The following is a 23,476-nucleotide window of genomic DNA, read 5'->3' as shown; positions in this document are numbered from 1 at the left end:
TCCTCCCCCTTGACCAACGCCGACGGCCATCCGGGTCACAGCGCGCGGTCGCGGCCCTCCCAGTAGGGGTCGCGCAGCCGGCGCTTGTAGAGCTTGCCGTTGGGGTCGCGGGGCAGCACATCGATGAAGTCGATACTCCTGGGGCGCTTGTAGCCGGCGAGCCGCTGTTCGCAGTGGGCGAGGAGCTCCGCGGCCAGGGCGGGACCGGGGATCTGGCCGTCCGCCGGTTCGACGACGGCCTTGACCTCCTCGCCCCAGTCGGTGTGGGGGATACCGAAGGCCGCCGCGTCGGCCACGGCCGGGTGGCCGAGCAGAGCGGACTCGATCTCGGCCGGGTAGATGTTGACGCCGCCCGAGATGATCATGTCGATCTTGCGGTCGCGGAGGAAGAGATAGCCCTCTTCGTCGATGACACCGAGGTCCCCGACGGTGAAGTAGTCGCCGATGCGGTTCTTACGGGTCTTGGCCTCGTCCTTGTGGTAGCTGAATCCGCCGGTCGACATCTTCATGTAGACCGTGCCGAGTTCTCCCGGAGGCAGCCGGTTGCCGTCGTCGTCGAACACGGCGAGCTCGCTGATGGGCCAGGCCTTGCCGACCGTGCCGGGCCTCTTCAGCCAGTCCTCCGCCGTGGCGAAGGCCCCGCCGCCCTCGCTCGCGGCGTAGTACTCCTCCACGCAGGTCCCCCACCAGTCGATCATCGCCCGCTTCACATGGTCGGGGCAGGGTGCCGCACCGTGGATCGCGTGCCGCATGGACGACACGTCGTAGTGACGGCGCACTTCTTCGGGGAGGGCGAGCAGCCGGTGGAACTGGGTCGGGACCATATGGGTGTGGGTGCAGGCGTGGGTGTCGATCAGCCGCAGCATCTCCTCGGGGCTCCACTTGTCCATCACCACCAGTCGGTGGCCGATGTGCAGCGACGCGCCCGCGAACTGGAGCACGGCCGTGTGGTAGAGCGGCGAGCAGACCAGATGGACGTTGTCGCCGAAGGGCCGGATCCCGAAGATCCCGAGGAACCCGCCGAGGTAGGTCTCCTCGGGGAGCTTTCCCGGCAGCGGACGGCGGATGCCGCGGGGTCTGCCGGTGGTGCCCGAGGTGTAGTTCATGACCCAGCCGAGTGTGCGGTCGGCGGGCTCCGACTCCGGTTGCCCGTCGAGCAGTTCCGTGTACGGGCGGAAGCCGCCGACCTTGCCGACCGCGTAGCGGTGGCTCGCGGGCAGCTTCGCCTCGTCGGCCGCGGCGGTCGCGGTGGTCGCGAAGCGCTGGTGCGTGATGAGCACCTTGGCCCCGGAGTCGGCGATGATCCAGGCGATCTCGGGCCCGACGAGGTGGTGGTTGACGGGGACGAGGTAGAACCCGGCCTGGGTGGCGGCGAGGTAGGCGGTGAGGAACGCGACGCTGTTGGGCAGTACGACGGCGAAGGCGTCGCCGCGTTCGAGTCCGGCGGCGCGCAGTCCGTGGACGAGTCGGTTGGTGTCGGCGAGCAGCTGGCCCGCCGTCCATTCCTCGCCGTCCGGCGCGATCAGCACGACGCGGCCGGGGTCGGCTGCCGCCTGGGCCCAGAAGCCTCCGGGGGTCTCCGACAGGGGCGACCCGCCCGGCTGCTCACTCATGATGCGCTCCTTCCGGTCTTTCCGGCGATACGGCTGATGCGGTCCACGGCGCGCTCGAATCCGCGCGTGAGGTCGTCGAAGACCTGCTGGACGCTGCGTTCGGCGGTCATCCGTCCGACGATCTGGCCGACCGGGGTGCCGAGCAGCGGCTCGACCTCGTACTTCTGGATGCGGGAGACGGCTTCGGCGACGAGCAGGCCCTGGAGGGGCATGGGCAGCGCCCCGGGTCCGTCCGGGTCGTCCCAGGCGTCGGTCCACTCGGTGCGCAACTGGCGGGCGGGTTTGCCGGTCAGGGCCCTGGAGCGGACCGTGTCGCCGGAGCCCGCGGCGAGCAGCTTGCGGGTGAGGGCCGGTGAGTGCAGGTCGGCCTCGGTGGTGGTGAGCCAGATCGAGCCCAGCCAGACCCCCTGGGCCCCGAGTGCGAGCCCCGCCGCGATCTGCTCACCGCTCCCGATGCCCCCGGCTGCGAGCACGGGCAGCGGCGCGACGGTGTCCACCACTTCCGGAGTGAGCACCATGGAGGCGATCTCGCCCGTGTGACCGCCCGCCTCGTAGCCCTGGGCGACGACGATGTCGATACCGGCTTCTGCGTGGCGGCGGGCGTGCCGGGCGCTGCCGGCGAGGGCCGCGACGAGGACCCCGTGGTCATGGGCACGGGCGACGACGTCGGGGGGCGGGGAGCCGAGGGCGTTGGCGAGCAGCTTGATGGGGTAGTCGAAGGCCACGTCGAGCTGGCTGCGGGCCACCTGCTCCATCCAGCCGGTGATACGCCAGCCGGACGCCTCGCCCTCGGCGAGCGTGGGGACGCCGTGCTTGGCGAGGGTCTGTTCGACGAAGCGGCGGTGCCCTTCGGGGATCATCGCCTCGACGTCGGCCTCGGTGACGCCTTCGACCTTTCTGGCGGGCATCACGACATCGAGGCCGTAGGGCTTTCCGTCCGTGTGCTCCTGCATCCAGTCGAGGTCGCGGGCGAGGTCGGCGGGTGCGGTGTAGCGGACCGCGCCGAGCACTCCGAAGCCTCCCGCCCGGGTGATCGCGGCGGCGACCGCGGGGAACGGCGTGAAGCCGAAGATGGCGTGCTGCACGCCCAGTCGCTTGCTCAGCTCCGTCTCCATGGGCGCAGGATGCCGCAGTGGAACGGCCGAGGGAAGAGATTTTCTGATGCAGTGTCAGATTTGACGGACGCCGGTCACACATCTCCCTTCCCGTCCCCGCGTGCCGCGTGTCCCTTGACGGCCTCCCGCAACGGCAAGAAAGTTTCCCGCGTTGCATGCCGTTTGAAGGATTCCTTCAGGGAGGCGCGATATGACGGGGATCAGCCGTCGTCGGCTGGGCGGCGGAATGCTGGCACTGGGAGGTGCTCTGGTGGTGGGAGCCTTCCCGGACGGTGCAGGCGCCGGGACCGGTGCGGTGGCTCCGGAAGCGACCCTGCGCCACGGGACCCCGGAGCGCGCCGGTCTCATCGGCACGCATCTGGACCGGCTGGTCGCCGCCGCCGAGTCGTACCTCTCCCCCTCCCCCGAGCACCCCTGGTACGCGGGGGCCGTGCTGCTCGCCGGGCGCGGGGACACGGTCGCCCTGCACCGGGCGATCGGCACGGCGGTGCGCTACGCGGCCTACGACGAGGTGCGGGACGAAGGGGTGGAACTCCCGGCGGACCAGCAGATCCCGATGACTCCGGACACCCTCTTCGATCTGGCGTCCGTGTCGAAGCTGTTCACCTCGGTCCTGGCCGTCCAGCAGCTCGAACGGGGCCCGCTGGAGCTCGGCGAGCGGGTAACCTCCTACCTCCCGGAGTTCGGGCACGCCGGGAAGCGGGACATCACCGTCGGCCAGCTGCTGACCCATACGTCGGGGTTCCGGCCCTGGATCCCGCTGTACGGGGAACCGACCCGCGAGGCGCGGCTGCGTCGCCTGTGGCAGGAGGCGCCCGTACATACTCCCGGCACGAAGTACCTCTATTCCGACCTCAATCTGATCACTCTTCAGCTGGTCCTGGAGGAGATCACCGGCCGCGGTCTGGGGACGCTGCTCCACGATGAGATCACCGCTCCGCTCGGGATGCGGCGCACCCTGTTCAATCCGCCGGCGTCCTGGAGACGTTCGATCGCGGCGACCGAGGATGCCCGTCCGCCGTGGTCCGGACTGGACCGGGGGCTGGTGTGGGGTGAGGTGCACGACGAGAACGCCCTTGCGTTCGGGGGTGTCGCAGGCCATGCCGGGGTGTTCTCCTGCGCCTGGGACCTGGCCGTGCTCGCCCGCGCCCTGCTGAACGGCGGGGTGTACGGGCGGTCGAGAATCCTCGCCGCCGAGTCCGTGGAGCTGATGTTCACGGACTTCAACTCGGGCTTCCCGGGGGATGCGCACGGGCTCGGGTTCGAGCTGTACCAGCACTGGTACATGGGCGCCATGGCCACCCCCCGCAGCGCCGGGCACACCGGATTCACCGGCACCAGCCTGGTCCTGGACCCGTCGACCGACTCGTTCCTCGTGCTGCTCGGCAACTCCGTCCACCCGGTGCGCACCTGGCGCTCCGGCAGCGCCCCGCGCGTCGCCGCCGCCAACCATCTGGCGCGAGCCGTCGCCGTACGTCCGCGGCGCGGGCGCACCGCATGGTTCTCCGGAATGTCCCCCGCCACCACCGCGACCCTCACACTGCCCCGGCTCGCCCCGGCCACCGGGCGGGTGCGGCTGTGCTGCGCCCTGTGGTGGGACACCGAACCGGGCTCCGGCAAGGTCTCGCTCGAAGCGTCCGCGGACGGTGGCGCGACCTGGCGGCCCGTGCCGTTCACCACCGTGGGCGGCGGGCAGCCGCCGTTGGGACACCCCGAAGGCTGGGCGGCGGGCTGGTCCGGCCGTGTCTGGCACCGCGTGGAGGCAGATCTGTCGTCGTGGAGTGGCGGTCCGCTCGCGGTGCGCTGGCGCTGTACGACGGCCCAGTCGTCCGTGGGACGCGGGGTGTACGTGAACGGTCTGCGGGTCGAGGACGGCCGACGGACGCTCTTCGACGAGTCCCGGCCCAAGGATGCCGCCCGGATCACGGCGTCGGGCTGGACTGCCGAGGCCGACTGAAGCACCGGATTGCCGGATAGGGTGCGGATCATGGCTGTCGACACGGATGTGGCAGTGGTGGGGGCAGGTCCGGTGGGTCTGAGCGCCGCGCTGCTGCTGGCACGGGCGGGACTCGGTGTGGTGGTGCTGGAGCGCCGTCCCGGCCCGGTCACCGAGTCACGGGCGACCGATCTGCACGCGCGGACACTGGAGGCCCTGGCCCCGAGCGGGCTGGCCGATGCGCTGCACCCGCTGGGCCGTCGCGTGGACACGGTGGAGATGTGGGCGCAGGGGCAGCGGCTCGGCGGCTTCGACATGGCCCGGCTGCGCTCCCCGTACCCGTACATCCTGACCGTCCCGCAGTGCGCGACGGAGGGCCTGCTCGCCGCCGAGGCCGAACGGGCGGGCGTGCGCGTGCACCGCTCGACGCCCGTCCGTTCGGTAGTCGAGGACGCCGACGCCGTCACCGTGGTGCCGGACGGCCTTGGTCCGCTGCGTGCCGGCTGGGTGGTCGCGGCCGACGGTGCGTCGAGCACCCTGCGTACCCTGGCCGGCACGGCGTTCCGCGGTCGCACGTACGCCGGCACCTGGCAGCTCGCGGACCTGCGGGTCGAGAACCCCTCGCTGAATCCGGCGCGGGTGCACATGGTCGGCGGGCCGCGCGGGCTACTGGTGGTGCTGCCGATGCACCTCGACGGCTGGGCCAGGGTGGTCCTGCACATGCCTCACGGCGCCGCACAGGGCGGCTCGGACGACCGGGGCGACAGTCTTGCGGCACTGGCCGCCGAGGCGGCGGCCCGGGGCTGGATCGCTGACGTCCGCGAATGCCGCTGGACCAGTACCTTCCGCACCCAGCGGCGCATCGCGGCACCCCGCGGCAGCCGGCGGGTGCTGCTGATCGGCGACGCCGCGCATGTGTGCAGCCCGGTCGGCGGCCAGGGCCTCAATCTGGGCCTGCGGGACGCCGTGACGCTCGCCGACGTGCTCCCCGCCGCGACCTCGGACGGCGGCGCGGCGGCGGACGGGCTCACCGCCTGGCGCCGCGCCCGCCGCGCCGACGCCCTGCGGGTGCTCGCCCGCACCGACCTCGCCACCCGTGCCTGGACCCTGCGCTCGGCGCCCGCCCGCGCTGTACGCGACACGGTGCTACGCGGCGTGCTCACCACTCCGGCCGGGCGCCGTCTGCTCGTCGAGGCGGTCGCCGGACCGCGTCCGGGCAGGTCCCGCCCGGAAGGTCCCTGAGGGCCGGCCCTCCGCGCCGGGCAGAGGCCTCGCCCAGGTCCCTTGCCCGGGGAGACCCCAGAGCGTTGCCGGCGCCGCGGGCCCGGGAAGGTTGCCCGAATGGCCCCGGATGGCGAGGACCTGGAGGGCGGCCCCCGCCCGGCACGCCCAGGGCCCGGTCCTCTACTCAGCCTTCCAGCACCGACAGCACGATCTTGCCCCGGGTGCGGCCGGTCTCACCCTGACGGTGGGCGTCTGCGGCCCGCTCCAGGGGGAAGACGCTCTCCACGAGCGGACGCAGCCGTCCTTCCGCGGCCAGTTCGGCGATGGCCCGCATTCCCGTGGAGTCGGGTTCCACCAGGGTGAAGCCGGAGCGGCTGCTCCGCGGGTCGGCCTCGACGGCGGGCGGGACCTCGTCGGGTGAGGGCAGGGTGACGAGGGTGCCGCCGTCGCGCAGGACGGTCAGGGAGCGGGTGCCGTAGTCGCCGCCGATCGCGTCGACGACGATGTCCACGCTGCCCTTCTCCAGCGCCTCCGCGAAGTCCTGCCGGGTGTAGTCGATCAGCTCGTCGGCGCCCAGCTCCTTGAGCAGGGCGTGCTTCTCCTCGCGGGCCGTGCCGATCACATGGGCTCCGCGCGCTGCCGCGATCTGCACGGCGAGGTGGCCCACGCCGCCCGATGCCGCGTGGATCAGCACCCGCTGCCCCGTGCTCACCCCGGCCGTCTCCACCAGGGCCTGCCAGGCGGTCAGCCCGGCCAGCGGCAGTGCCGCCGCTTCGATGTGGCTGAGCGCCGCGGGCTTGGGGGCGAAGTGCCGGGCCGGCCCGGTGACGTACTCGGCGTAGCCGCCGGCCTGGCGGGGGAACTCGGGCATGCCGAAGACCTCGTCGCCCGGCTGGTACAGGGTGACGCCGATGCCGACGGCCTCCACGACACCGGAGACGTCGTAGCCCAGCACCGGCGGCTCACCGTGCATCCCGAACCCTCCCGTGGCCCGGGTCTTCCAGTCGATGGGGTTGACGCCCGCGGCGTGCACCCTGACAAGGATCTCCGTCGGACCCGGGACCGGTCGCTCGATGGTCACGGCGCCCAGCACCTCGGGCCCGCCCCAGGAGGCCGGGCTGATCGCGCGCATCGTCGTGGCGTCGTTCATGGGAAGTCTCTCCGCTCCTTGCGTTCACTCGGTACGACACCACCATCGGCGCCGTGAGCAAGATCCTGAACTGGCCTGATGGCCATGATGTGACAGAATCTGGCCATGACCACGATGGAGCAGCAGGACGAGTGGAACGCGTACGAGGGCTGTGTCGTCCCGCCGGGACCAGATCCGCACAGGGTCGCGGTGCTCGCCCTCGACGGGGTGATGACCTTCGAGCTCGGCATCCCGGCACGGATCTTCGGCTGCGCACGGTCCGCGGACGGGACGGCACTGTACGAGGTGGTGGTCTGCACACCGGACGGGCGCCCGGTGCGTACCGAGGCGGGCTTCTCCATCGACGTGGAGCACGGCCCCGAGGCACTGGAGCGCGCGGACACGGTGATCATCGCGCCGACCCACCTGCTGGGTGCCATCGGCACCGACGGGGTGCTCCCGGAGCCGCTGGCCGCAGCGCTGGCACGGATCAGGCCGGGCACGCGGACGGTGTCGATCTGCACCGGGGCGTTCGTGCTCGCGGCGGCCGGGTTGCTGGACGGGCGCCCTGCCACGACCCACTGGGCCGAGGCGCAGCACTTCCGGAGGCTGTTCCCGCGGGTGCGGTTCGACGAGGACGTGCTCTTCGTCGACGACGGCGATCTGCTGACCTCGGCGGGAGCCGCGGCGGGCGTCGACGTGTGCCTGCATCTGGTGCGGCGCGACCACGGCAGCGCGCTCGCGAACCAGGTGGCGCGGCGCTGCATCGTGCCGCCGTGGCGGGACGGCGGCCAGGCCCAGTACATCGAGCGGCCCGTGCCCGCCCCGACGACGGCCACGACGGCGCCTACCCGCGCCTGGGCGCTGGAGCGGCTGCACCGGCCGCTGACGCTCACCGAGCTGGCGGGCCATGCCCGGATGAGCGTACGCACCTTCACCCGCCGGTTCCGCGACGAGGCGGGTGTCACTCCCGGCCAGTGGCTCACCGCCCAGCGCATCGAGGTCGCCAAACAACTGCTGGAGGCCAGCGATCTGTCCATCGATCTGGTCGCGGACCGCGCGGGATTCGGCAGCGCGAACTCGCTGCGGCAGCACATGCGGGAGCTGGTGGGTGTCTCACCGGCCGCGTACCGCCGCACGTTCCACGCGGCGGCTGAGGGCCGGGCCGCCTGAGCCGCCCGGCCCCGTCACACCTGCGGCGTCACCGCCCCAGTGCCGCCATCGCCGCGTTGTGGCCCGGGATTCCGCTCACCCCGCCGCCGCGTACCGCCCCCGCCCCGCACAGCAGCACGTTCGGGTAGGTGGTCTCGACGCCCCAGCGGCCCGTCGTTGCGTCCCCGTACGGGAAGGCGAGATCGCGGTGGAAGATATGGCCGCCCGGCAGCCTGAGGTCGCGCTCGAGGTCCAGCGGGGTCTTGGCCTCGATGCAGGGCTGCCCGGCCTCGTCCAGGGCCAGGCAGTCGGTGATGGGCTCCTCCAGATGGGCGTCCAGTTCGGCGAGCGTCGCCTTCAGCAGAGCGTCACGGGTGGCGTCGGGGGAATCGGCGAAGAGCCGGGCGGGGGTGTGCAGGCCGAACAGCGTCAGGGTCTGGTAGCCCTGCGCGGCCAGCTCCGGCGAGAGGATCGACGAGTCCGTCAGGGAGTGGCAGTAGATCTCCGACGGCGGGGCCTCGGGAAGCCGTCCCGCCGCGGCCTGGGCGTAGGCGGTCGCCAACTGCTCGTAGCCCTCGGCGGTGTGGAAGGTGCCGGCGAACGCCTGGCGCGGGTCGACGGAGTGGTCGCGGAGCCTGGGCAGCCGGCGCAGCAGCATGTTGACCTTGAGCTGGGCACCCTCGGGTGCGGCCGGGGGCTCCTCGCCGAGCATCGCGGCCAGGGCCTGCGGCGAGGCGTTGACCAGGACCCTGCGCGCGGCCACGGTGCCTTCGCCGTCCTCCGTGCGGAACACCACCTCGGCGGTACGGCCGTCGGTGTGGACATGCAGCACCTCGTGACCGGTGGCGATCTCCGCACCCGCACCGCGCGCCGCATGGGCCAGTGCGTCGGTGAACGTCCCCATGCCGCCGACGGGTACGTTCCAGTCTCCGGTGCCGCCACCGATGACGTGGTAGAGGAAACAGCGGTTCTGCACCAGGGACGGATCGTGCGCGTCGGCGAAGGTACCGATCAGCGCGTCGGTGAGGACCACTCCCCGGACCAGGTCGTCGGTGAAGTGCTCCTCGACCGCCGTTCCGATGGGTTCTTCGAACAGCATGCGCCAGGTCGCGTCGTCGCCGAGCCGGGCCCGCAGCTGCTCGCGGGACGGCAGCGGCTCCGTGAGACTCGGGAAGAGCCGCTCGGCAGCCGTCCGGGTCCGCTCGTAGAAGCGGAGCCAGGAGGCGTACTCCGCGTCCGACCCGGTGAGCTCCGCGAACGAGGCGCGTGTGCCTTCCTCGTCACCGCCGACGAGCAGCCCGGTGGCCCGGCCGCCGCGCAGGGTCGGAGTGTACGAGGAGACGGTCCGCCCGCGCACGGCGAAGGGCAGCCGGAGATCGTTGACGATCTTGCCGGGCAGCAGCGAGACCAGGTACGAGTAGCGGGACAGACGTGCGTCGACTCCCGCGAACGGCCGGGTGGAGATCGCTGCTCCCCCGGTGTTCTCCAGACGCTCGAGGACCAGGACGTTCTGCCCCGCCCGCGCCAGGTAGGCAGCGGCGACCAGTCCGTTGTGGCCACCGCCCACGATGACGGCGTCGTACACGGCTCGGGAGAATGCTTCGGCTGCTGGCATGCCTCTTCGTAGCACGTGGTGATCGCCGGGGACCAGAGGGCGAAAGCGTGGCCGTGCCTCACACGCCCCGCTTCGCGGTGATGGTGCCGGCCGTGATCGCCGCCTCCAGGGCCGCGTGGTCGGCGACGGTCCGGGCCGCGTAGGCCATCGCGAAGTCGGCCATGGCCCGGTCGAACCGGTCGGACGAGCCGAGGTAGGCGGCGATGGCGATGCGTTCGCCGGTACGGGCGTGGGCGCGGGCGAGCACCCTGCCGCAGAGCCCCGCGTACTCGCCGAGCAGCGCGGGGTTCATGGACGGGACATCGGCCGAGCCCTTCATGTCACGCAGTTGCCGCCAGTAGAAGTGCCGGCCGGCCGGGCCGCTCACCCAGCCGAGGAAGATGTCACTCGCGGCCTGGAGCAGCCGCTGGCCCGCGACCACCCGCTGGCCCTGGTGTTTGTAACCCGAGCGGGGCAGATGGGGTTCGAGCACGGACCGTTGCGCCTCCTTGATCTGGAGGAAGAGCGGATCACCGTCGTCACGGCCGGTCAGCAGCGCCACAAAGCACCGGGTGCCGACGCTGCCCACGCCCACGACCTTGCGGGCGGCCTCGACGAAACGGAACCGGTCCAGCAGGATCCGGCGGTCCTCGGGCAGCGTGCTGCGGTAGTCGCTGAGGATCTTCCGTACGGCCGAGGAGTCGAGCAGGTCGAGCACGTCGAGCAGCGGCGGGTCGTACACGATGCGACGCCGGCCCTCCACGAGCGTGGTGAGCTTCTCGAGTGCCTGCAGGCTGGTGCGGCGGCGGGCCTTGGCGATCTGGGTCTCGACGCGTGCGCGGTCCACCTTGCCGGCGAGTGAGAGGAGGTCCGACGCGTCGATGCGCTCGTACCAGACGGCGAGTTCACCGAGTCCGGCGAGGCGGCGCATGGTGGTCCGGTACGACTGTGCCCCGGTCAGCGCGGCCTGGCGGGCCTTCGCCTCGGAGTGGCCGTTGTCGAGTCCGGCCACGGCGATGCTCGCGACGAGTCGTTTGAGGTCCCATTCGAAGGGGCCGGGCAGGGTTTCGTCGAAGTCGTTGAGGTCGAACAGCAGCGTGCGCTCCGGCGACGCGTAGGCGCCGAAGTTGAGGAGGTGCGCATCGCCGCACAGCTGGACGGTGAGCCCGCTGTGGGGCTGTGGGGCGAGATCGGCCGCCATGACGGCCGGGGCACCGCGCAGATACGTGAACGGCGAGACGGCCATCCGGCCGTAGCGGATCGGGACCAGGTCCGGCTCACGGCTCCTGGCCTGCTCCTCGAGGATCCCGAGCGGGTCCCGGCGGTCCGCGGCGGGGATCCAGCGCCCGTGCGAGGAGCGGGGCACCTGCTTGCGCGCGGCACGGCCGCGCTGCTCCTGCTCGGCGGAGTCCGTCATAGGGACATTGTGCGCCCGGTGCGGCGGCCTGACCTGCCCAGGCGTCCGTGGGGGTGAGCGGCGGCGGCTCAGTGGGGGCCGGCGCCGCTCTGCTGTCTCAGCGCGGCGACACGGCGGTACAGCTCCACCGCCTCGGCCCCCCGGCCCAACTGCTCCAGGCAGTGCGCCTCGTCGTTACGGCTGGCGAGGGCATCGGGATGGTCGGCGCCGAACACGCGTTCGCGGGCCTCGGCGACCTGGCGGTAGACGGCGAGCGCGTCGGCCCAGCGGCCGAGCCAGCCGAGGCCCACAGCGACCTCACGACGGCTGACGAGGGTGTCGGGGTGGAGCGGCCCCAGCACCCGTTCCCGGATCGCGCAGACGTCCCGGGCCTCCACCACCGCCTCTTCCCAGCGCGCCAGCCGCCCCAGGTTGACGCCGAGGCCGTGGCGGGCGCGCAGGGTCTCGGGGTCCTCGGGGCCGTGCACACGGGTGCGGTCCCCGACGAGTGCGCCGTACACCTTGAGGGCTTCCGCGCTGCGGCCGAGGCGGCCGAGGCTGATGCCGACCTCGTAGCGGGCGGCGAGGGTGTCCGGGTGGTCCGGCCCCAGGGAGTGTGCCCGAGCATCGGCGACTTCCTGGTAGGTCCCCAGGGCTTCCGTCCAGCGGCCCAACTGACCCAGTGCGTACGCCACCTCGTACCGGGTGACGAGGGTGTCCGGGTGCGCGGGACCGAGCACACGGCCCCGGGCGGCGGCGACCTCGGCCGCCATCCGGTGGGAGTCCTCCAGCCGTCCGAGCCGGCTCAGGTTGAACGCGAGGTTGTGCCGGCAGCGCAGGGTGTCGGGATGTTCGGGGCCCATGGTGCGCTCGCGGGACGCCAGCACCGTCGCGTACACCTCGTGGGCCTCGAAGTGGCGGCCCAGCCTGCCGAGTACGTACGCCGCCTCCTGGCGGGCGGCCAGGGTGTCCGGGTGGTCGGGGCCCAGCGAGCGAGCGCGTCCTTCGGCGACCCGGCCGAATGCCTCCAGGGCGTCCAGGGCGCGGCCGGTCCTGCTGAGCGTGAAGCCGACCTCGTAGCGGCTGGCGAGGGTGTCGGGGTGCCCGGGGCCCAGCAGATGCTCGCGCTCGGCGAGCACGGCGCGGTGCACCTCGCCCGCCTCGTCCCAGCGGCCGAGCCTGGCGAGGCTGAGCCCCGTGTCGTGCCGGCTGGTGAGCACGGCGAGCGCGTCGGGTGGCGGGGTGGGGCGATCGGCGCGCGGGGGCACGGTGGCGACGGCTCCGCGCAGATTGGTCTGGCTGGTCCAGGCGCCGGTGAGACCCGAGGTGAAGTCGGGCAGCGGGAAGCCGAGGGCGGAGGCGCCGACCGCCTTGTGCCCGGCTGTCATTGCGTGGGTCCAGGAGGGCAGCACCTGGTCCTGGCCGGCCGCCGGGGGCACGGGGAGGGCCGCGGAGACGGAGGGGGCCGCGGACGCCTCGGAGGCCGACCGGGCGGCGGCGATCCGGTGGCGCAGCTCCCTGGCGTCGGTGGGTCGCCCTTCCGGCGTCTTGGCGAGCAGGTCGAGGATGATGCGGTCGAAGGCGCCCGGGAAGCCGGCTCGATGGGTTCGGGGCGGGTCGGGCGGGGTGTCACGGTGTCCGACGAGGATGGCCCAGGTGTCGCCGAGGTCGAACGGCGGGACGCCCGTGGCCATCTCGTAGAGCACACAGCCCAGCGAGTACAGGTCACTGCGGTGGTCGATATGGCTCCCGCTGATCTGCTCGGGCGACATGTAGTGCGGCGTGCCCATGGCGACGCCCGTGCCGGTGAGCCGCGAGGTGAAGCCGATGTCGCGGCCGAGCCGGGCGATGCCGAAGTCGCAGATCTTCACCGTGCCGTCGGTGAGACGCATGATGTTCGCGGGCTTCAGGTCCCGGTGGATGATGCCCTGCTCATGGGTGTAGGCGAGGGCGTCGGCGACCTGCTCCGCGATGTCCACGATCTCGGGCACGGTCAAGGGGTGCGGCTCGTTGTCGTCGAGGATCTGACTGAGATTGCGTCCCTCCAGGAACTCCATCACCAGATAGAGCACGCCTTCGTGCTCGCCGAAGTCATGGACGACGGTGACGCCGTGGTGCTGGAGTGAGGCGGCCACGCGGGCCTCTCTGCGGAAGCGCTCCCTCAGGATGTCGCTGATGGCCTGGTCGTTGCGCTGTCCGAGCGGTTTGAGGCATTTGACCGCGACACGCCGATCCAGGGACTCGTCATGAGCCTGCCATACCTCGCCCATGCCACCGCGCCCGATCAGATCGAGCAGCCGGTAGCGGCCGTGGATCAGCCTGGTGTCCGCCATCGCGTGCCGTCGCCCCCGTTGTTTCTCTTCGCCCTCCCCGGATCGTCCAGTATGGCCGCCTCGTTTCTGAGCGTGTACGGCGCGGGTCGGCTGCCGGGTCCGAGCCGCGCCATGGCCTTCAGGATGTGGCCCGGTGGAAGCCGCCAGCGCAGGCGGCTCGGGATGCAGCGCAGGGCGTTTCCGGTGGCGGTGAGCCGGTGGTCGACGCGGTCGGGCGGGGGCGCAGGACGCCCGTAGAGCTCATGGGCGTAGGACGGCAGGGCGTTGTACGCGAGCGACGCCACCCGCCGCCAGAGCAGCTCACGTGCAGGGAGCAGCAGGGGGTGGACCGGCGGGCGGCACAGGAAGTCGTCGACGGCGCGGGCGTCGGCCCCGGCGGCCAGCTCCGGCCGGACCTCGTCGAAGTAGCAGGCCAGCTCCGCGGTGGACGCGGGCACCCGCGCCGGATCGAGACCGACCAGCCTGGCGCTGGTCCGGTGCTCGTCGACATACCGGTCGGCCTGGGCATCACTCAGCGGGAACCCGGAGCGCAGCTGGACCTGGAGGTACGAGTCCACCTCGGCGCAGTGCACCCACAGCAGCAGCTCGGGCTCGTCCACACCGAGCAGCCGGTGGATCCTCCGGACCCGGGCACCGGCCCGCTCGGCGGCCTCGGCGGTGCCGTACGTGATGGTGCCGACGAAGTCGGCGGTACGCAGCAGACGGCCCCAGGCGTCGCGCCGGAAGTCGCTGTTGCTGATGACCCCGCGTACCGCGCGGGGGTGCAGTGCCTGGAGGTAGAGCGCGCGTACTCCGGCCACCCACATCATGGGGTCGCCGTGCATCTGCCAGGTGACTGAGCCCGGGCCGAAGAGCCCGGGGTCGCCGGCGTACGTGTCGCCGCTCATGGGTCGGCATGCACCTCGCAGACGTGGTCGGCACCTGTCGGCGCGAAGGCTGTCGCGCCCATCGGATTATCCGAGCAGTTCGCCGCGGTGACGAGCCCTGCGAGCACTTCTTCCATGGCCCGACCCCTCGGGTCCGGGTCAGTAGACGTCACGGACATGGCGTTTGTCCGTGACGAGGCGCCTGACGTACGCGGCGACACGACATGGACCGGTGCAGGCCCGGAACGAACGCCGGTCCTGAGTGGGTGCCGTCCCCCCTGTCGACCGCGAGGTCGGCGGTCGACAGGACCCGGACCATACCTCGAATCGTTTACGCCACCGGGCATTCCCGTGGTAGTCACGGCACGATGTCCTTACCCAAGTCACGCGGCAGCAGCTGCAGGTCACGGATGTCGCCGTGGCTGAGCACCCACATCAGGTAGCGCTCGATGCCCATGCCGAATCCCGAGGTGCGCACCGGATCGGTCGCCCTCAGATCCACGTACCATTCGTACGACTCCTCGCTCACCTCGTGCAGCCGGAGGGCATGCCGCAACGAGTCGGGGCGCTCGTGGCGCTCACCCGCGCCGACGATTTCGCCGGGCCCGAACAGCAGATCGGCGTTCAGCGCTCGCGTGGAGTCATCGTCCGCGAACGCCTGGTAGAACGGAACCGCGAGGTGGTCCCAGTGGGTCACCCAGATGAACTCGCCGACCGTCGAGAGCAGGTCGCGTTCCCCCTGACGGGTCAGCGTCCGCCAGCCCCCGTGATCGACGATGCCGTTGCTGCCCAGGTGGGCGGCGGCCTCGTGGAAGGTCAATCGATGGAAACTCGCAGTTTCCACCATCCGCTCGAGCTGACTCAGGGTTCCACCGAGGGACACAATCAAGTCGGCGTGGGAGTCAAGCAGGCGGGCCGTGACGAACCGAAGATACTGCTCGACCACGTCAAGAACGAATGACAGCCCCCCGCGGATCTCGGCCTCGCTGTGAAAGAACTGGCTCAGGTGCGTTGGATCGCAACTCTCCCCCCGGAACGACGGCATGATGTAGTAGCAGTCAGTTCCTGTGAGGCGACAGCCGAGTTCAAGCATGAACTGCATCGAGTCCGCCAAGTATGTCCGGACTCCGCCGAGTTCGATGGCCACCGGCGAGGAATCACTCCCGCGGCCCATCGGGCTGGATACCGCCCCCGTCGTAATGGGCAGGTGCAGGGTCTGACCTCGACGTCTTCTCCAGAAGTCGACGGTGAACTCGCTCACCGCATTCTGGAGAGCGGCCACCCCTCGGTACCAGGGGTTGGCCAGGATCTGCCGGTGGTATCCGGCGACTGCGCGCCACGCACCCGAAGGTGAAATGGCTCGGGTGAACGTCTCGGACATCGACTGGCTCCTCGTCGTCGGTGGGTTGACAGAGATCACCTCCCGGCGCTCGACCGTGCGGCCTCGGCGAGGACCTCGAAGGACTTTGGCATCTGCACGCTTCCGTGATAAATGGCGAGCAGGAGCGAGTCCCGCGGTGTCGCCGCGAACCGGGCCGCGTCCAGGAGAATCACCTGCTCCCCATCGGCATCTCGTCGTACATCATGGAGTTGACCCACCTCGACAAGCAGGTCGTGGACAGTGACCGGAATCGACACCGGGACCGGGCGGGCATCGCTCTCGCCGCGAAGGCTGCAACCGAGTGCGCGTACCGCCGACACCTGAAAGGTGACGAGAGCCTGGAACGTGGTCGAGTCCATGGCGCCGTCCGCTTCAATGGACCGCCACAGGTGCGCCGCGGCCTCCGTGACGACCTTCTCGGCCTCGTCGCCGGCCAGGAGGTGGGTCATCACGGCCTGGTAGTGCATGTGGTCCGGGATCGCGTCGGATCCGGTGATCCCCATCACCAGCTCCCGGTCGAATGCGTCCGCATCGGTCAGGATCCGTCGGTGGTTGTCGAGCAGCGCGTCCAGTACCGAGGTTGTCGTTACCTCTCCGAAGACCCCGGCTAGCACACGGCACAGGTCGACCACCCGGCGTCCGGTCAGCCTGCTGACAACGCAGAGAAGACCTCGCAGAAGCGCAGCGTGGAAGACCGCCATGACGAGGCGGAGCTCCATCACCTCCAGCCACTCGGACTCGGTCATCAGCGAGTGCTCGATGACGAACTCGGCTCGCATCTCGGGATTGGTGACCTGGTACGGCAGGTGGCGGGTCCGCACGGAGTGGTCGTGCCGGAAGGACGCCGACGTGTACTCGGTGTTGTTCAGCAGCAGCAAGGGGTAGACGACAGGGAACCCGCCGCTGGCGATGACGTACTCGAGGCCCTCCAGGAACGTCCTGAGGCTCTCCCCCGGCATGCCCCAGATGAGCTCCGTGTACGTCGGCACGCCGCGACGCCGGAACTCGGCCTGCAGGCTGCGGTAGTAGTCCGGTTTGATGTTGGAGCGCCGAGCGATCCGCAGGACCTCGGGTGTGAACGACTGCGCCGACAGCGTCACCGCCGCGATCACGTTGCTGGAGTAGAGGATCTCGGCCGTCTCCAGCACTCGTGCGCTGGTGTTCTTGGCCCAGTTCGTGAAGAGGAATATCCGCTTGCCAAGGCGACGGAGCTCTGAGACCAGCCACTGTGCGATCTCAAGGTCCTGGCCGAGTATCCCGAAGTTGGCGTCCGCGAGGAACAACGTGGCGTCGGGTCGTGCGTGAGTGACGACGAACGTGATCTCCTGCTTGATCCGCTCAAGCGGGAACGGGCGCACCTTGGACCGGGTGGCGCCGCCCCAGTAGCAGAACGCACACGAGTAGGGGCAGCCGCGGTTGGTCTCCAGGATGATGACGCGGGAGTCCCGGATGTCGTCGACACCATAGACGCCACTGAGCAAAGGAGAGGGAATCGAACTCAGGTCGCTGATACGTTCGCCCGCCGGCACTGTGTACGGGATGCCGTTGCGACGGAAGGTGATGCCCCGCGTACGTTCGAGGTCCGGTCCGGCTCCGCTGCCGGGCGGGGCCAGCGCCTTCAGCAACTCGCGGAAGGTGAACTCGCCTTCGCCGTGAACGAGGTAGTCGACGGCCTCGCACCCGGCGAATACGGCAGCGGCCTGGTGGGTGACGTCGTTGCCGCCGACGACGACCGCGCAGCCTGGCCAGCGCCTCTTGACGGCCTCGGCCAGGCGCATCGACGGCTCCCGGTTCCAGAAGTACACCGAGAGAGCCAGCACGTCGACGTGGCCCAGTCCATCGAGCCACGCCTCGGTGTGCTCCAACAGGTCCGGCGCCTGGAAGATCACGTGCTTGAAGAAGTCGTAGGCCGATTCGCAGGCGACATCGGCCGCGGCCGCGGCGTGCAGGTAGCCGAGATTGAGGCTGTACCTCACCCCCGGCATGGGCGTGATCTCCACCAGGTGACACTTCAGCGCCTCATGGTCGGGGTGCACGTCACTCATGGCGCACCCCGTTACTCAGCAGACCGGCGGACTGCAGGCGCTCACACGCCTCGGTGAGCACTTCGGGCTCGCGCCCGAGGAACATGCGCACGTGACGGCCGTGGCGCCCGCGGGTGTCCAGGACGCGGTCCGCCGGCCACGCGTCAGACATGAGAACGCCCGCACGCACCGCACACTGCTCCAGGTAGTCGGCTCTGCTGCTTCCTCCCGCGTGGCCGGGCACCGGCATCAGCAGATAGGGACCGGACGAGCCGCAGATGATGTCGTCGCCGGGTACGCCGGCGCGGATCAGGCATTCGGTCACGGTTTCGCGTCGCCGCCGGTACAACCGGCGTTCCACGCGCAGGTAGTCCTCGACCGCGGACCGGCTCTCGAGCCAGCGGGCCATCGCGTTCTGGAGCAGGCCGCCTGTGTTGAAGCTGTGCCGCGCGCGATAGTCGTTGACCAGGCGGTCCAACAGCGCCGGAGGGCCGGTGAGGGCGCCCAGAGACCATCCGTTGCAGTTGAACTGCTTGCCGAGAGACCGGACGGCCAGCCATGGCAGGTGCCGGGCGCCTTGATGTCCGAGTAGCTCGCGGACTGCCGAGGCCGGCTCCCCCTCCGGGTCGGCGAATCCGTAGTAGGCGTCGTCGATGAGGATCGCCGCCTGATGCTCCGCTGCCATATGGAGCAGGGCCCTCACCGCGTCCACAGTCCAGCTCAGACCGGTCGGGTTGTGTTGGACGTTCAGAATCACGAGGTCGAGGCGCTCGGTGAGCGTTGAGGCGAACGCAGCGACCGTGTCGGGCCTGGGCTCCCAGTGTCCGGAGTCTGCCGTAGCGAGATAGGCCATCCGGAAACCGAGCGGTTCCAGGACGCCGGCGTAGTCCCACGACGGAGCCACGGCTGCGGCGACCGGAGTCCCACGGGGGTGCGCGGCGAGCAGGAGTTCGGCGTAGTCGCGCATGGCCGAGCGTGTCCCGGTCCAGCTGACGGCTACTTCGAAGTCGCCCTCGTACCGGCTGAGGCGATGAGTGTCGCGAATGTACTGCCGCAGGACGGACCGCAGCCGGGGAAGACCGTACATCGACAGCTGGTATCCGTGTGCGGCGTCGGGCACGTCGCGGAGCCCATCGACGAGCACCTGGGGCGTACGCCCCCAGACCTCACCCAAGCCGAGGAGGATCGGCTCGCCTGGACGGTCCGAGCGCGCGAGGAAGCGGTCGAGCCAATTTGTGTCGGGCAGCCGGTTGGGATGGACGTGCCTCTCCAGCAGGGTGTCCAGGTCGTCCACCGGGTCTCACCGGACCGCTCGGGTGCGGTGAAGTACCGGTTCGGGGTTCGGGTGGCCGCATCGGTACATCAGGATGTCGTAGCGGGCGTACGTGAGGTTCTCGTCGAACAACTCGTAGAAGTGTGTGAGGCGCTCGGCAGCGGCCTGCAGCACCCTCGCGTCGACCGATTCCAGATGAGGCTGGTCGAGTATCGACTTCACGTAGGAGGCGATGCGCTCAGGGCTCTGGCGGACGTACTCGTACGTCTCCTGTTCGATCAGAGTGGCCTCGCCGTCGGAGAAGAGGTCCCGCCAGTAGTCCTGGTCGGTGACCGCGAGATCGACGCCCATCGCATCGCCGACGCGCCGGCGAAGGCTCTCTGGGGGCGGTGAGGCGTAGTAGATGGGAACAGCGACGAGGCGACCGAGCGGAGCCAGTACCCGGTAGTACTCGTCGCGAGCGCGCCGGTGATCATGTATGAACGACGTGGTGTTGCTGCAGTAGACGAGATCGAAACTGGCCGACGGGTACGGCAGGTCGGTGGCATCGGCGACATCGAACCGCACATTGGCTAGTCCGTACCGTGCGGCCTTGGCCTTGGCGAAGGCCGTGGCCACCGGATTGATGTCGATCCCGACGACTTGTGCGTCCAGCCAGCTGGCGAGCTCAATGCTGGTGTAACCGGTGTTGCTGCCGATATCCAGTACGCGAGCGCCCGGTGCCAGCCGGGCCATCGCGATGACGCGGCGCACCGTACGGCCACCGCCGGACGGCATGTTCGGCTCGTTGAGCAGACCGACGACACTGGAGAAGTCGAGGACCCGGACATCGTCCGGGCTCAAGGCGGTGATAGGGGCGCTGATGGCGTCGGGTTCAGACATGGAGGGAGCCTTTCCGTTGTGGCGTCAGGACGCTCGGCACGCCGAGTTCCTCCGCGACGTTGTCCACGTTCTCGGGCCTCACCCCGATGCAGCTCATCTTCTCCAGGGCGGCCGCACGCGTGAGCGCGCCCAGCCGCACGTGATGCGCCAGCTCGTACACGTAGGGGTGGAAGCCGTACCTCTTGACGTGATCAAGGATCAGCAGGCCGTTGAGCCGACAGTTCGTTGAACACGAGTCGGTGTCCCGTGGTGGGGACCAGCCGAGGTCGGACAACTGCCGTATGGTGTCCGCCTCGCTGTACTCCGTCCCGTACAGGGGGTTCAGCAGACCGGCGGGCGTTCCGGCCTCGCCGGTGGAGTGCCGCCACGACTCCAGGTGCTCGGCAAGGGAGCTCGACTCGACCGCCAGCGGGTCGAAGTGGCGCTTGATGACAGTCCGCAGAAACGAGACCGAAACCAGTGGACTGGTCGTGAACTGCCCGGGTGTCCATCCGCCGACCAGCAGCGGGATGGAGTGCGCGGCGGCGAAACGCAGGCCGCCAGCGAGCACCATCGAGATGCATGAACCGCAGCCGCCAGTCGCGTACTTCGTCGTGTCGGCCTGGAAGTCCAGCTGCATGCTGGTCCGATAGAGCGGCTGCATCAGACGGGCCGGCGGCCTGAACCGGATGTGGTCGATGCCCAGAGCGTCCAGGACGCGCTCCATGTTCCGGCTGGTGTCCGCCGACAGGTAGCCGTTGTCGAGGGTGAAGGCCAGGACCCTCAGGCCGAGATCGCGCCGAGCGACCTTCGCCGCCAGTGAGCTGTCCTTGCCCCCGCTGTAGAGCACCAGGCAGTCGTAGGCACGCTCCGGCGCGGCTCCGGCGAGCGCGGAACGGACGGCGTCGGTCAGGGCGACCTGGCCAGCGGTGATCCGCTCGCACTCGTCGTTGCAGTACGAGCACACACCCCGCGCGTCGAAGGAGATGTCGGGGAAGGTTTCGGGGAGCACACAACGCCGGCACAGCTGCTGGTGGTAGATGATGCGTATGTCTCCGTCGACGGTGTCGATGCGAGTCTTCACGAGCTCGTTCCCCCTGAGGTCACGGGTTCTTCGACGATGGTGATCGAGAGAGAGAAGGCGTCGAGCCGGCAGGCAACGCCGACCGGAAGGGTCAGCCGCGGCTCCGTGTGGCCGAAATCGACGTCGACCAGCACCGGGATGTCGTCCCGGCCCAGGGCTTCGAGGACGACCCGGTCGAACGCCGAGGAGTCGTCGGAATCGGCCAACGGGCGGCAGTGCCGTCCGATGACGAGTCCGTTTATGCGCTCGAGCTGTCCCGACAAGCGCCATTGAAGCAGCAGACCAAGGAATTCCTCCGGTCCCATGTACAGCGTTTCCAGGCAGAGGATCGCGCCGTCGGCACAGGGCATCCAGGGCGTCCCGAAGAGCCGACCAGCGGTGGGCGCGCACCCGGGCAGCAACCAGCCCTGGGCCACCCCGGGAATCAGCGCGCGCCACATGCCCGGGTGAGTGCGGCGTGGGCGCACGTCCTCCTTGTCCCACACAAGGAGTTCATCGGTCCATCGCTCGGGGGCGGTCAGGCGAACGGGGCCGGTCCAGGGGGAGATGACATCGCGGAACCGGGCGGTCGTATAGGGATTGGCGCCGCCGACTTCGCCCCACTCGGACACCACCATCGGCCCGTGGAAGGTCACCGTGTTCGCCCGGCTCAGCACGGCCCACAACAGCGAGGTGACGTCGCTGTATCCCACGATCGGTTTTCCGCACGCGCGGATGAGCCCGAAGTCCAGATGAGGCAGGACGCGCACCGTCGTGTACCCGCCCGCGGCGCACAACACCAGGTCGACCGCCGGGTCGAGCAACAGCTCGTGAAGGTCAGCGGCGAGGCCTTGGGGTGTGGCCGCGACGAGTCCGTCGTCGGCCTCTGCGTGCGGAGCGCGGCGGACACCGAAGCCGTCGCAGGGCAGCGCCGCCAGCGCTCGCGCGAAGCGGCGCGGGAACCGTGCAGGGGCCGGCGACGACGGGGTCCACACACCCGCAACTGCGTGTCCCTCGATCGCACGAGGCCGACGAAGCGTGTCAGGTCGCACGTGGGTGCTGCCTCAGGCGGTGTGTCGCTTCCTCGGGTCCGAGGACGGTGACCACGTCATCCGGACTCAAGGGCGTCCCGTGTGCTCCGAGGGACCGGAGCACCGACCTGATCGCCTCGGCTCTGACATCCTTCCCGGGGCCTGCCCGCGTGCGTAAGCTCGCGGCCAAGGGCTCGTCCCGACTGAGCGCTTCCAGAGCGACCGCCGTCCAGTGACGGGCGACCGGGTTGTCGTCCGCCCCGTCCACGGCAGGTGCCGGCCGAACGGCGAAGGACAGCAGGGACCCGATGTCGTCGCCCACCGCCAGCCGTGACCTCAGCACTGGAACGGAGCGGGTGGCGATGGCCGAGGCGGAATCGTCAGCGACGCCTGAGTCTCGCAGGCGTTGTCGCACCAAGTCCTCGACGAAGCGGACCGGAGCCGTTGTACGCAGGTAGGTGCGGTTCATCCAGGCGAGCTTGTCCAACGACTGATTGACGAACTCCTTCCTGCTGATCCCCGAATACTGGAACTCCGCGACGAGGTCGTCGAGTGATGCGTGTTCCTCGCACGGGACGCTGTAGCCCAGGTTCGCGTAGTAGTTGACGACGGCGGGCGGGTAGTACCCGGCGCGGCGAAGCTCATCGAGATACAACAGGCGGCCACGCGGCAGGAAACGGTCACCCATCGTGAAACCCGGCGTCCGCACCAGCGGGAAGTGCAGGTAGTAGGGCACGGGGAAACCCAGCGCCTGGTGGACCAGAGCCTGGGGCGCCATGGTGGACAGACCCTCGACACCCCGGAGGACGTGACTGATCGCCATGTGCCGGTCGTCGACCACGACCGTGAGATGGTACGTAGGCCAGCCGTCGGAACGACAGATGATGAAGTCGCTGATCTCGGACGTCCGGACTCTCACGGCGCCGCGCAACAGGTCATGTGATTCGATGACACCGTCGTCGGGCGTCCGCAGGCGGATGGCCGGCCGGCGCCCCTCCCGCTCGGCCGCGGAGATGTCGGCCGCCGACGCGTGCCGGCACCGCCCGTCGTACGCGCCATGGACGGCGCCCGGACGCCGTGCCTCAGCAGCCACCTCCCGTAGGCGTTCGGCGGAGCAGTAGCACGGGTACGCGTGTCCCTGAGAAAGCAGTTCGTCGATCGCCTCTCGATAGAGGTGCAGACGTTCGGACTGCCGATAGGGTCCGTGATCGCCGCCGGCTTCAGGGCCCTCGTCCCAGTCCAGGCCCAGCCATCGCATCCCCGACAGGTAACTCCGCATCGCGCCGGTCACCTGGTGGTCCAGGTCGGTGTCATCGAGTCGCAGGACGAACGCTCCGGCGTAGCGGCGGGCGAACAGCCACGAGTAGAGGATCGTGCGGGTGAAGAAGGCGGCGTACGGAATCTCGCCGTTCGGGGCGAAACGTACCCGTACCGCGTCGCGACCAGGAGGCATGGGCAGCGCTCGACCGTTCATCCGTGTCGGAG

Annotated in this window: 17 protein-coding genes; 3 read left to right on the top strand and 14 right to left on the bottom strand. The window is 70.1% G+C overall.

The window, feature by feature from the left end:
• Positions 1-35: 35 nt before the first annotated feature.
• Complete coding sequence (locus ABZ532_RS23815; protein WP_361287192.1) at positions 36-1,613, bottom strand: acyl-CoA synthetase; 1,578 nt, start codon at positions 1,611-1,613, stop codon at positions 36-38.
• On the bottom strand, positions 1,610-2,728 hold the full coding sequence (locus ABZ532_RS23810; RefSeq protein WP_361287189.1) for a nitronate monooxygenase family protein: 1,119 nt from the start codon (positions 2,726-2,728) through the stop codon (positions 1,610-1,612). The genes ABZ532_RS23815 and ABZ532_RS23810 overlap by 4 nt, the downstream gene beginning before the upstream one ends.
• 190 nt (positions 2,729-2,918) lie before the next feature.
• On the opposite strand from ABZ532_RS23810, the gene ABZ532_RS23805 reads away from it, so the two are divergent.
• A complete protein-coding gene (locus tag ABZ532_RS23805) occupies positions 2,919-4,685 on the top strand; it encodes a serine hydrolase (RefSeq protein ID WP_361287186.1) in 1,767 nt (588 codons plus the stop codon).
• Positions 4,686-4,715: 30 nt separating this feature from the next.
• Positions 4,716-5,906, top strand: a complete 1,191-nt coding sequence (locus tag ABZ532_RS23800) for an NAD(P)/FAD-dependent oxidoreductase (RefSeq protein WP_361287183.1) — start codon at positions 4,716-4,718, stop codon at positions 5,904-5,906.
• A gap of 166 nt (positions 5,907-6,072) precedes the next feature.
• Here ABZ532_RS23800 and ABZ532_RS23795 read toward each other — a convergent pair whose 3' ends face one another.
• On the bottom strand, positions 6,073-7,038 hold the full coding sequence (locus ABZ532_RS23795; protein ID WP_361287180.1) for an NADP-dependent oxidoreductase: 966 nt from the start codon (positions 7,036-7,038) through the stop codon (positions 6,073-6,075).
• Positions 7,039-7,152: 114 nt separating this feature from the next.
• Here ABZ532_RS23795 and ABZ532_RS23790 point away from each other — a divergent pair, with 114 nt between their 5' ends.
• On the top strand, positions 7,153-8,190 hold the full coding sequence (locus tag ABZ532_RS23790; RefSeq protein WP_361287420.1) for a helix-turn-helix domain-containing protein: 1,038 nt from the start codon (positions 7,153-7,155) through the stop codon (positions 8,188-8,190).
• Positions 8,191-8,218: 28 nt separating this feature from the next.
• Here ABZ532_RS23790 and ABZ532_RS23785 read toward each other — a convergent pair whose 3' ends face one another.
• From ABZ532_RS23785 to ABZ532_RS23735, 11 genes are all read right to left on the bottom strand, one after another.
• Positions 8,219-9,784 (bottom strand): NAD(P)/FAD-dependent oxidoreductase, encoded by a 1,566-nt coding sequence (locus ABZ532_RS23785; protein WP_361287177.1) that lies wholly within the window; start codon positions 9,782-9,784, stop codon positions 8,219-8,221.
• A gap of 58 nt (positions 9,785-9,842) precedes the next feature.
• Positions 9,843-11,180, bottom strand: coding sequence for a DUF2252 domain-containing protein (locus ABZ532_RS23780; RefSeq protein ID WP_361287174.1), 1,338 nt, complete (start codon positions 11,178-11,180; stop codon positions 9,843-9,845).
• 68 nt (positions 11,181-11,248) lie between these two features.
• On the bottom strand, positions 11,249-13,492 hold the full coding sequence (locus ABZ532_RS23775) for a serine/threonine-protein kinase (protein WP_361287171.1): 2,244 nt from the start codon (positions 13,490-13,492) through the stop codon (positions 11,249-11,251).
• Positions 13,474-14,379 carry an oxygenase MpaB family protein gene (locus ABZ532_RS23770; RefSeq protein ID WP_361287168.1) on the bottom strand — a complete coding sequence of 302 codons (906 nt, stop codon included), beginning with the start codon at positions 14,377-14,379 and terminating at the stop codon, positions 13,474-13,476. Before ABZ532_RS23770 ends, ABZ532_RS23775 begins: the two co-directional genes overlap by 19 nt.
• 337 nt (positions 14,380-14,716) lie before the next feature.
• Positions 14,717-15,739, bottom strand: a complete 1,023-nt coding sequence (locus ABZ532_RS23765) for an amino acid--tRNA ligase-related protein (protein WP_361287165.1) — start codon at positions 15,737-15,739, stop codon at positions 14,717-14,719.
• Positions 15,740-15,774: 35 nt separating this feature from the next.
• Positions 15,775-17,784: a radical SAM protein gene (locus ABZ532_RS23760; protein ID WP_361287162.1), complete on the bottom strand. Its 2,010-nt coding sequence runs from the start codon at positions 17,782-17,784 to the stop codon at positions 15,775-15,777.
• Positions 17,777-19,057 carry a pyridoxal phosphate-dependent aminotransferase gene (locus ABZ532_RS23755; RefSeq protein ID WP_361287159.1) on the bottom strand — a complete coding sequence of 427 codons (1,281 nt, stop codon included), beginning with the start codon at positions 19,055-19,057 and terminating at the stop codon, positions 17,777-17,779. Before ABZ532_RS23755 ends, ABZ532_RS23760 begins: the two co-directional genes overlap by 8 nt.
• Before the next feature lie 6 nt (positions 19,058-19,063).
• The gene (locus ABZ532_RS23750; RefSeq protein ID WP_361287156.1) at positions 19,064-19,918 is read right to left on the bottom strand and encodes a methyltransferase domain-containing protein; all 855 of its coding nucleotides are present in this window, start codon (positions 19,916-19,918) and stop codon (positions 19,064-19,066) included.
• The gene (locus ABZ532_RS23745) at positions 19,911-20,981 is read right to left on the bottom strand and encodes a hypothetical protein (RefSeq protein WP_361287153.1); all 1,071 of its coding nucleotides are present in this window, start codon (positions 20,979-20,981) and stop codon (positions 19,911-19,913) included. The genes ABZ532_RS23750 and ABZ532_RS23745 overlap by 8 nt, the downstream gene beginning before the upstream one ends.
• Entirely contained in the window at positions 20,978-21,955 is a 978-nt protein-coding gene (locus ABZ532_RS23740; RefSeq protein ID WP_361287150.1) for a S66 peptidase family protein, read from the bottom strand. Before ABZ532_RS23740 ends, ABZ532_RS23745 begins: the two co-directional genes overlap by 4 nt.
• 46 nt (positions 21,956-22,001) lie before the next feature.
• On the bottom strand, positions 22,002-23,465 hold the full coding sequence (locus tag ABZ532_RS23735) for a glutamate--tRNA ligase family protein (protein ID WP_361287147.1): 1,464 nt from the start codon (positions 23,463-23,465) through the stop codon (positions 22,002-22,004).
• Between the last annotated feature and the right edge of the window lie 11 nt (positions 23,466-23,476).

This window comes from Streptomyces sp. NPDC019396, assembly GCF_040632375.1.
GTDB lineage: Bacteria > Actinomycetota > Actinomycetes > Streptomycetales > Streptomycetaceae > Streptomyces.
The sequence above is the reverse complement of the archived record's forward strand: the minus strand, read 5'-3'. Positions and strand labels throughout refer to the sequence as shown.

Excerpts from the sequence above, each read along its gene's own strand:
- ABZ532_RS23815 (WP_361287192.1), bottom strand. The coding sequence starts at position 1,613 with ATGAGTGAGCAGCCGGGCGGGTCGCCCCTGTCGGAGACCCCCGGAGGC.
- ABZ532_RS23810 (WP_361287189.1), bottom strand. The coding sequence starts at position 2,728 with ATGGAGACGGAGCTGAGCAAGCGACTGGGCGTGCAGCACGCCATCTTC.
- ABZ532_RS23805 (WP_361287186.1), top strand. The coding sequence starts at position 2,919 with ATGACGGGGATCAGCCGTCGTCGGCTGGGCGGCGGAATGCTGGCACTG.
- ABZ532_RS23800 (WP_361287183.1), top strand. The coding sequence starts at position 4,716 with ATGGCTGTCGACACGGATGTGGCAGTGGTGGGGGCAGGTCCGGTGGGT.
- ABZ532_RS23795 (WP_361287180.1), bottom strand. The coding sequence starts at position 7,038 with ATGAACGACGCCACGACGATGCGCGCGATCAGCCCGGCCTCCTGGGGC.
- ABZ532_RS23790 (WP_361287420.1), top strand. The coding sequence starts at position 7,153 with ATGGAGCAGCAGGACGAGTGGAACGCGTACGAGGGCTGTGTCGTCCCG.
- ABZ532_RS23785 (WP_361287177.1), bottom strand. The coding sequence starts at position 9,784 with ATGCCAGCAGCCGAAGCATTCTCCCGAGCCGTGTACGACGCCGTCATC.
- ABZ532_RS23780 (WP_361287174.1), bottom strand. The coding sequence starts at position 11,180 with ATGACGGACTCCGCCGAGCAGGAGCAGCGCGGCCGTGCCGCGCGCAAG.
- ABZ532_RS23775 (WP_361287171.1), bottom strand. The coding sequence starts at position 13,492 with ATGGCGGACACCAGGCTGATCCACGGCCGCTACCGGCTGCTCGATCTG.
- ABZ532_RS23770 (WP_361287168.1), bottom strand. The coding sequence starts at position 14,379 with ATGAGCGGCGACACGTACGCCGGCGACCCCGGGCTCTTCGGCCCGGGC.
- ABZ532_RS23765 (WP_361287165.1), bottom strand. The coding sequence starts at position 15,739 with ATGTCCGAGACGTTCACCCGAGCCATTTCACCTTCGGGTGCGTGGCGC.
- ABZ532_RS23760 (WP_361287162.1), bottom strand. The coding sequence starts at position 17,784 with ATGAGTGACGTGCACCCCGACCATGAGGCGCTGAAGTGTCACCTGGTG.
- ABZ532_RS23750 (WP_361287156.1), bottom strand. The coding sequence starts at position 19,918 with ATGTCTGAACCCGACGCCATCAGCGCCCCTATCACCGCCTTGAGCCCG.
- ABZ532_RS23735 (WP_361287147.1), bottom strand. The coding sequence starts at position 23,465 with ATGAACGGTCGAGCGCTGCCCATGCCTCCTGGTCGCGACGCGGTACGG.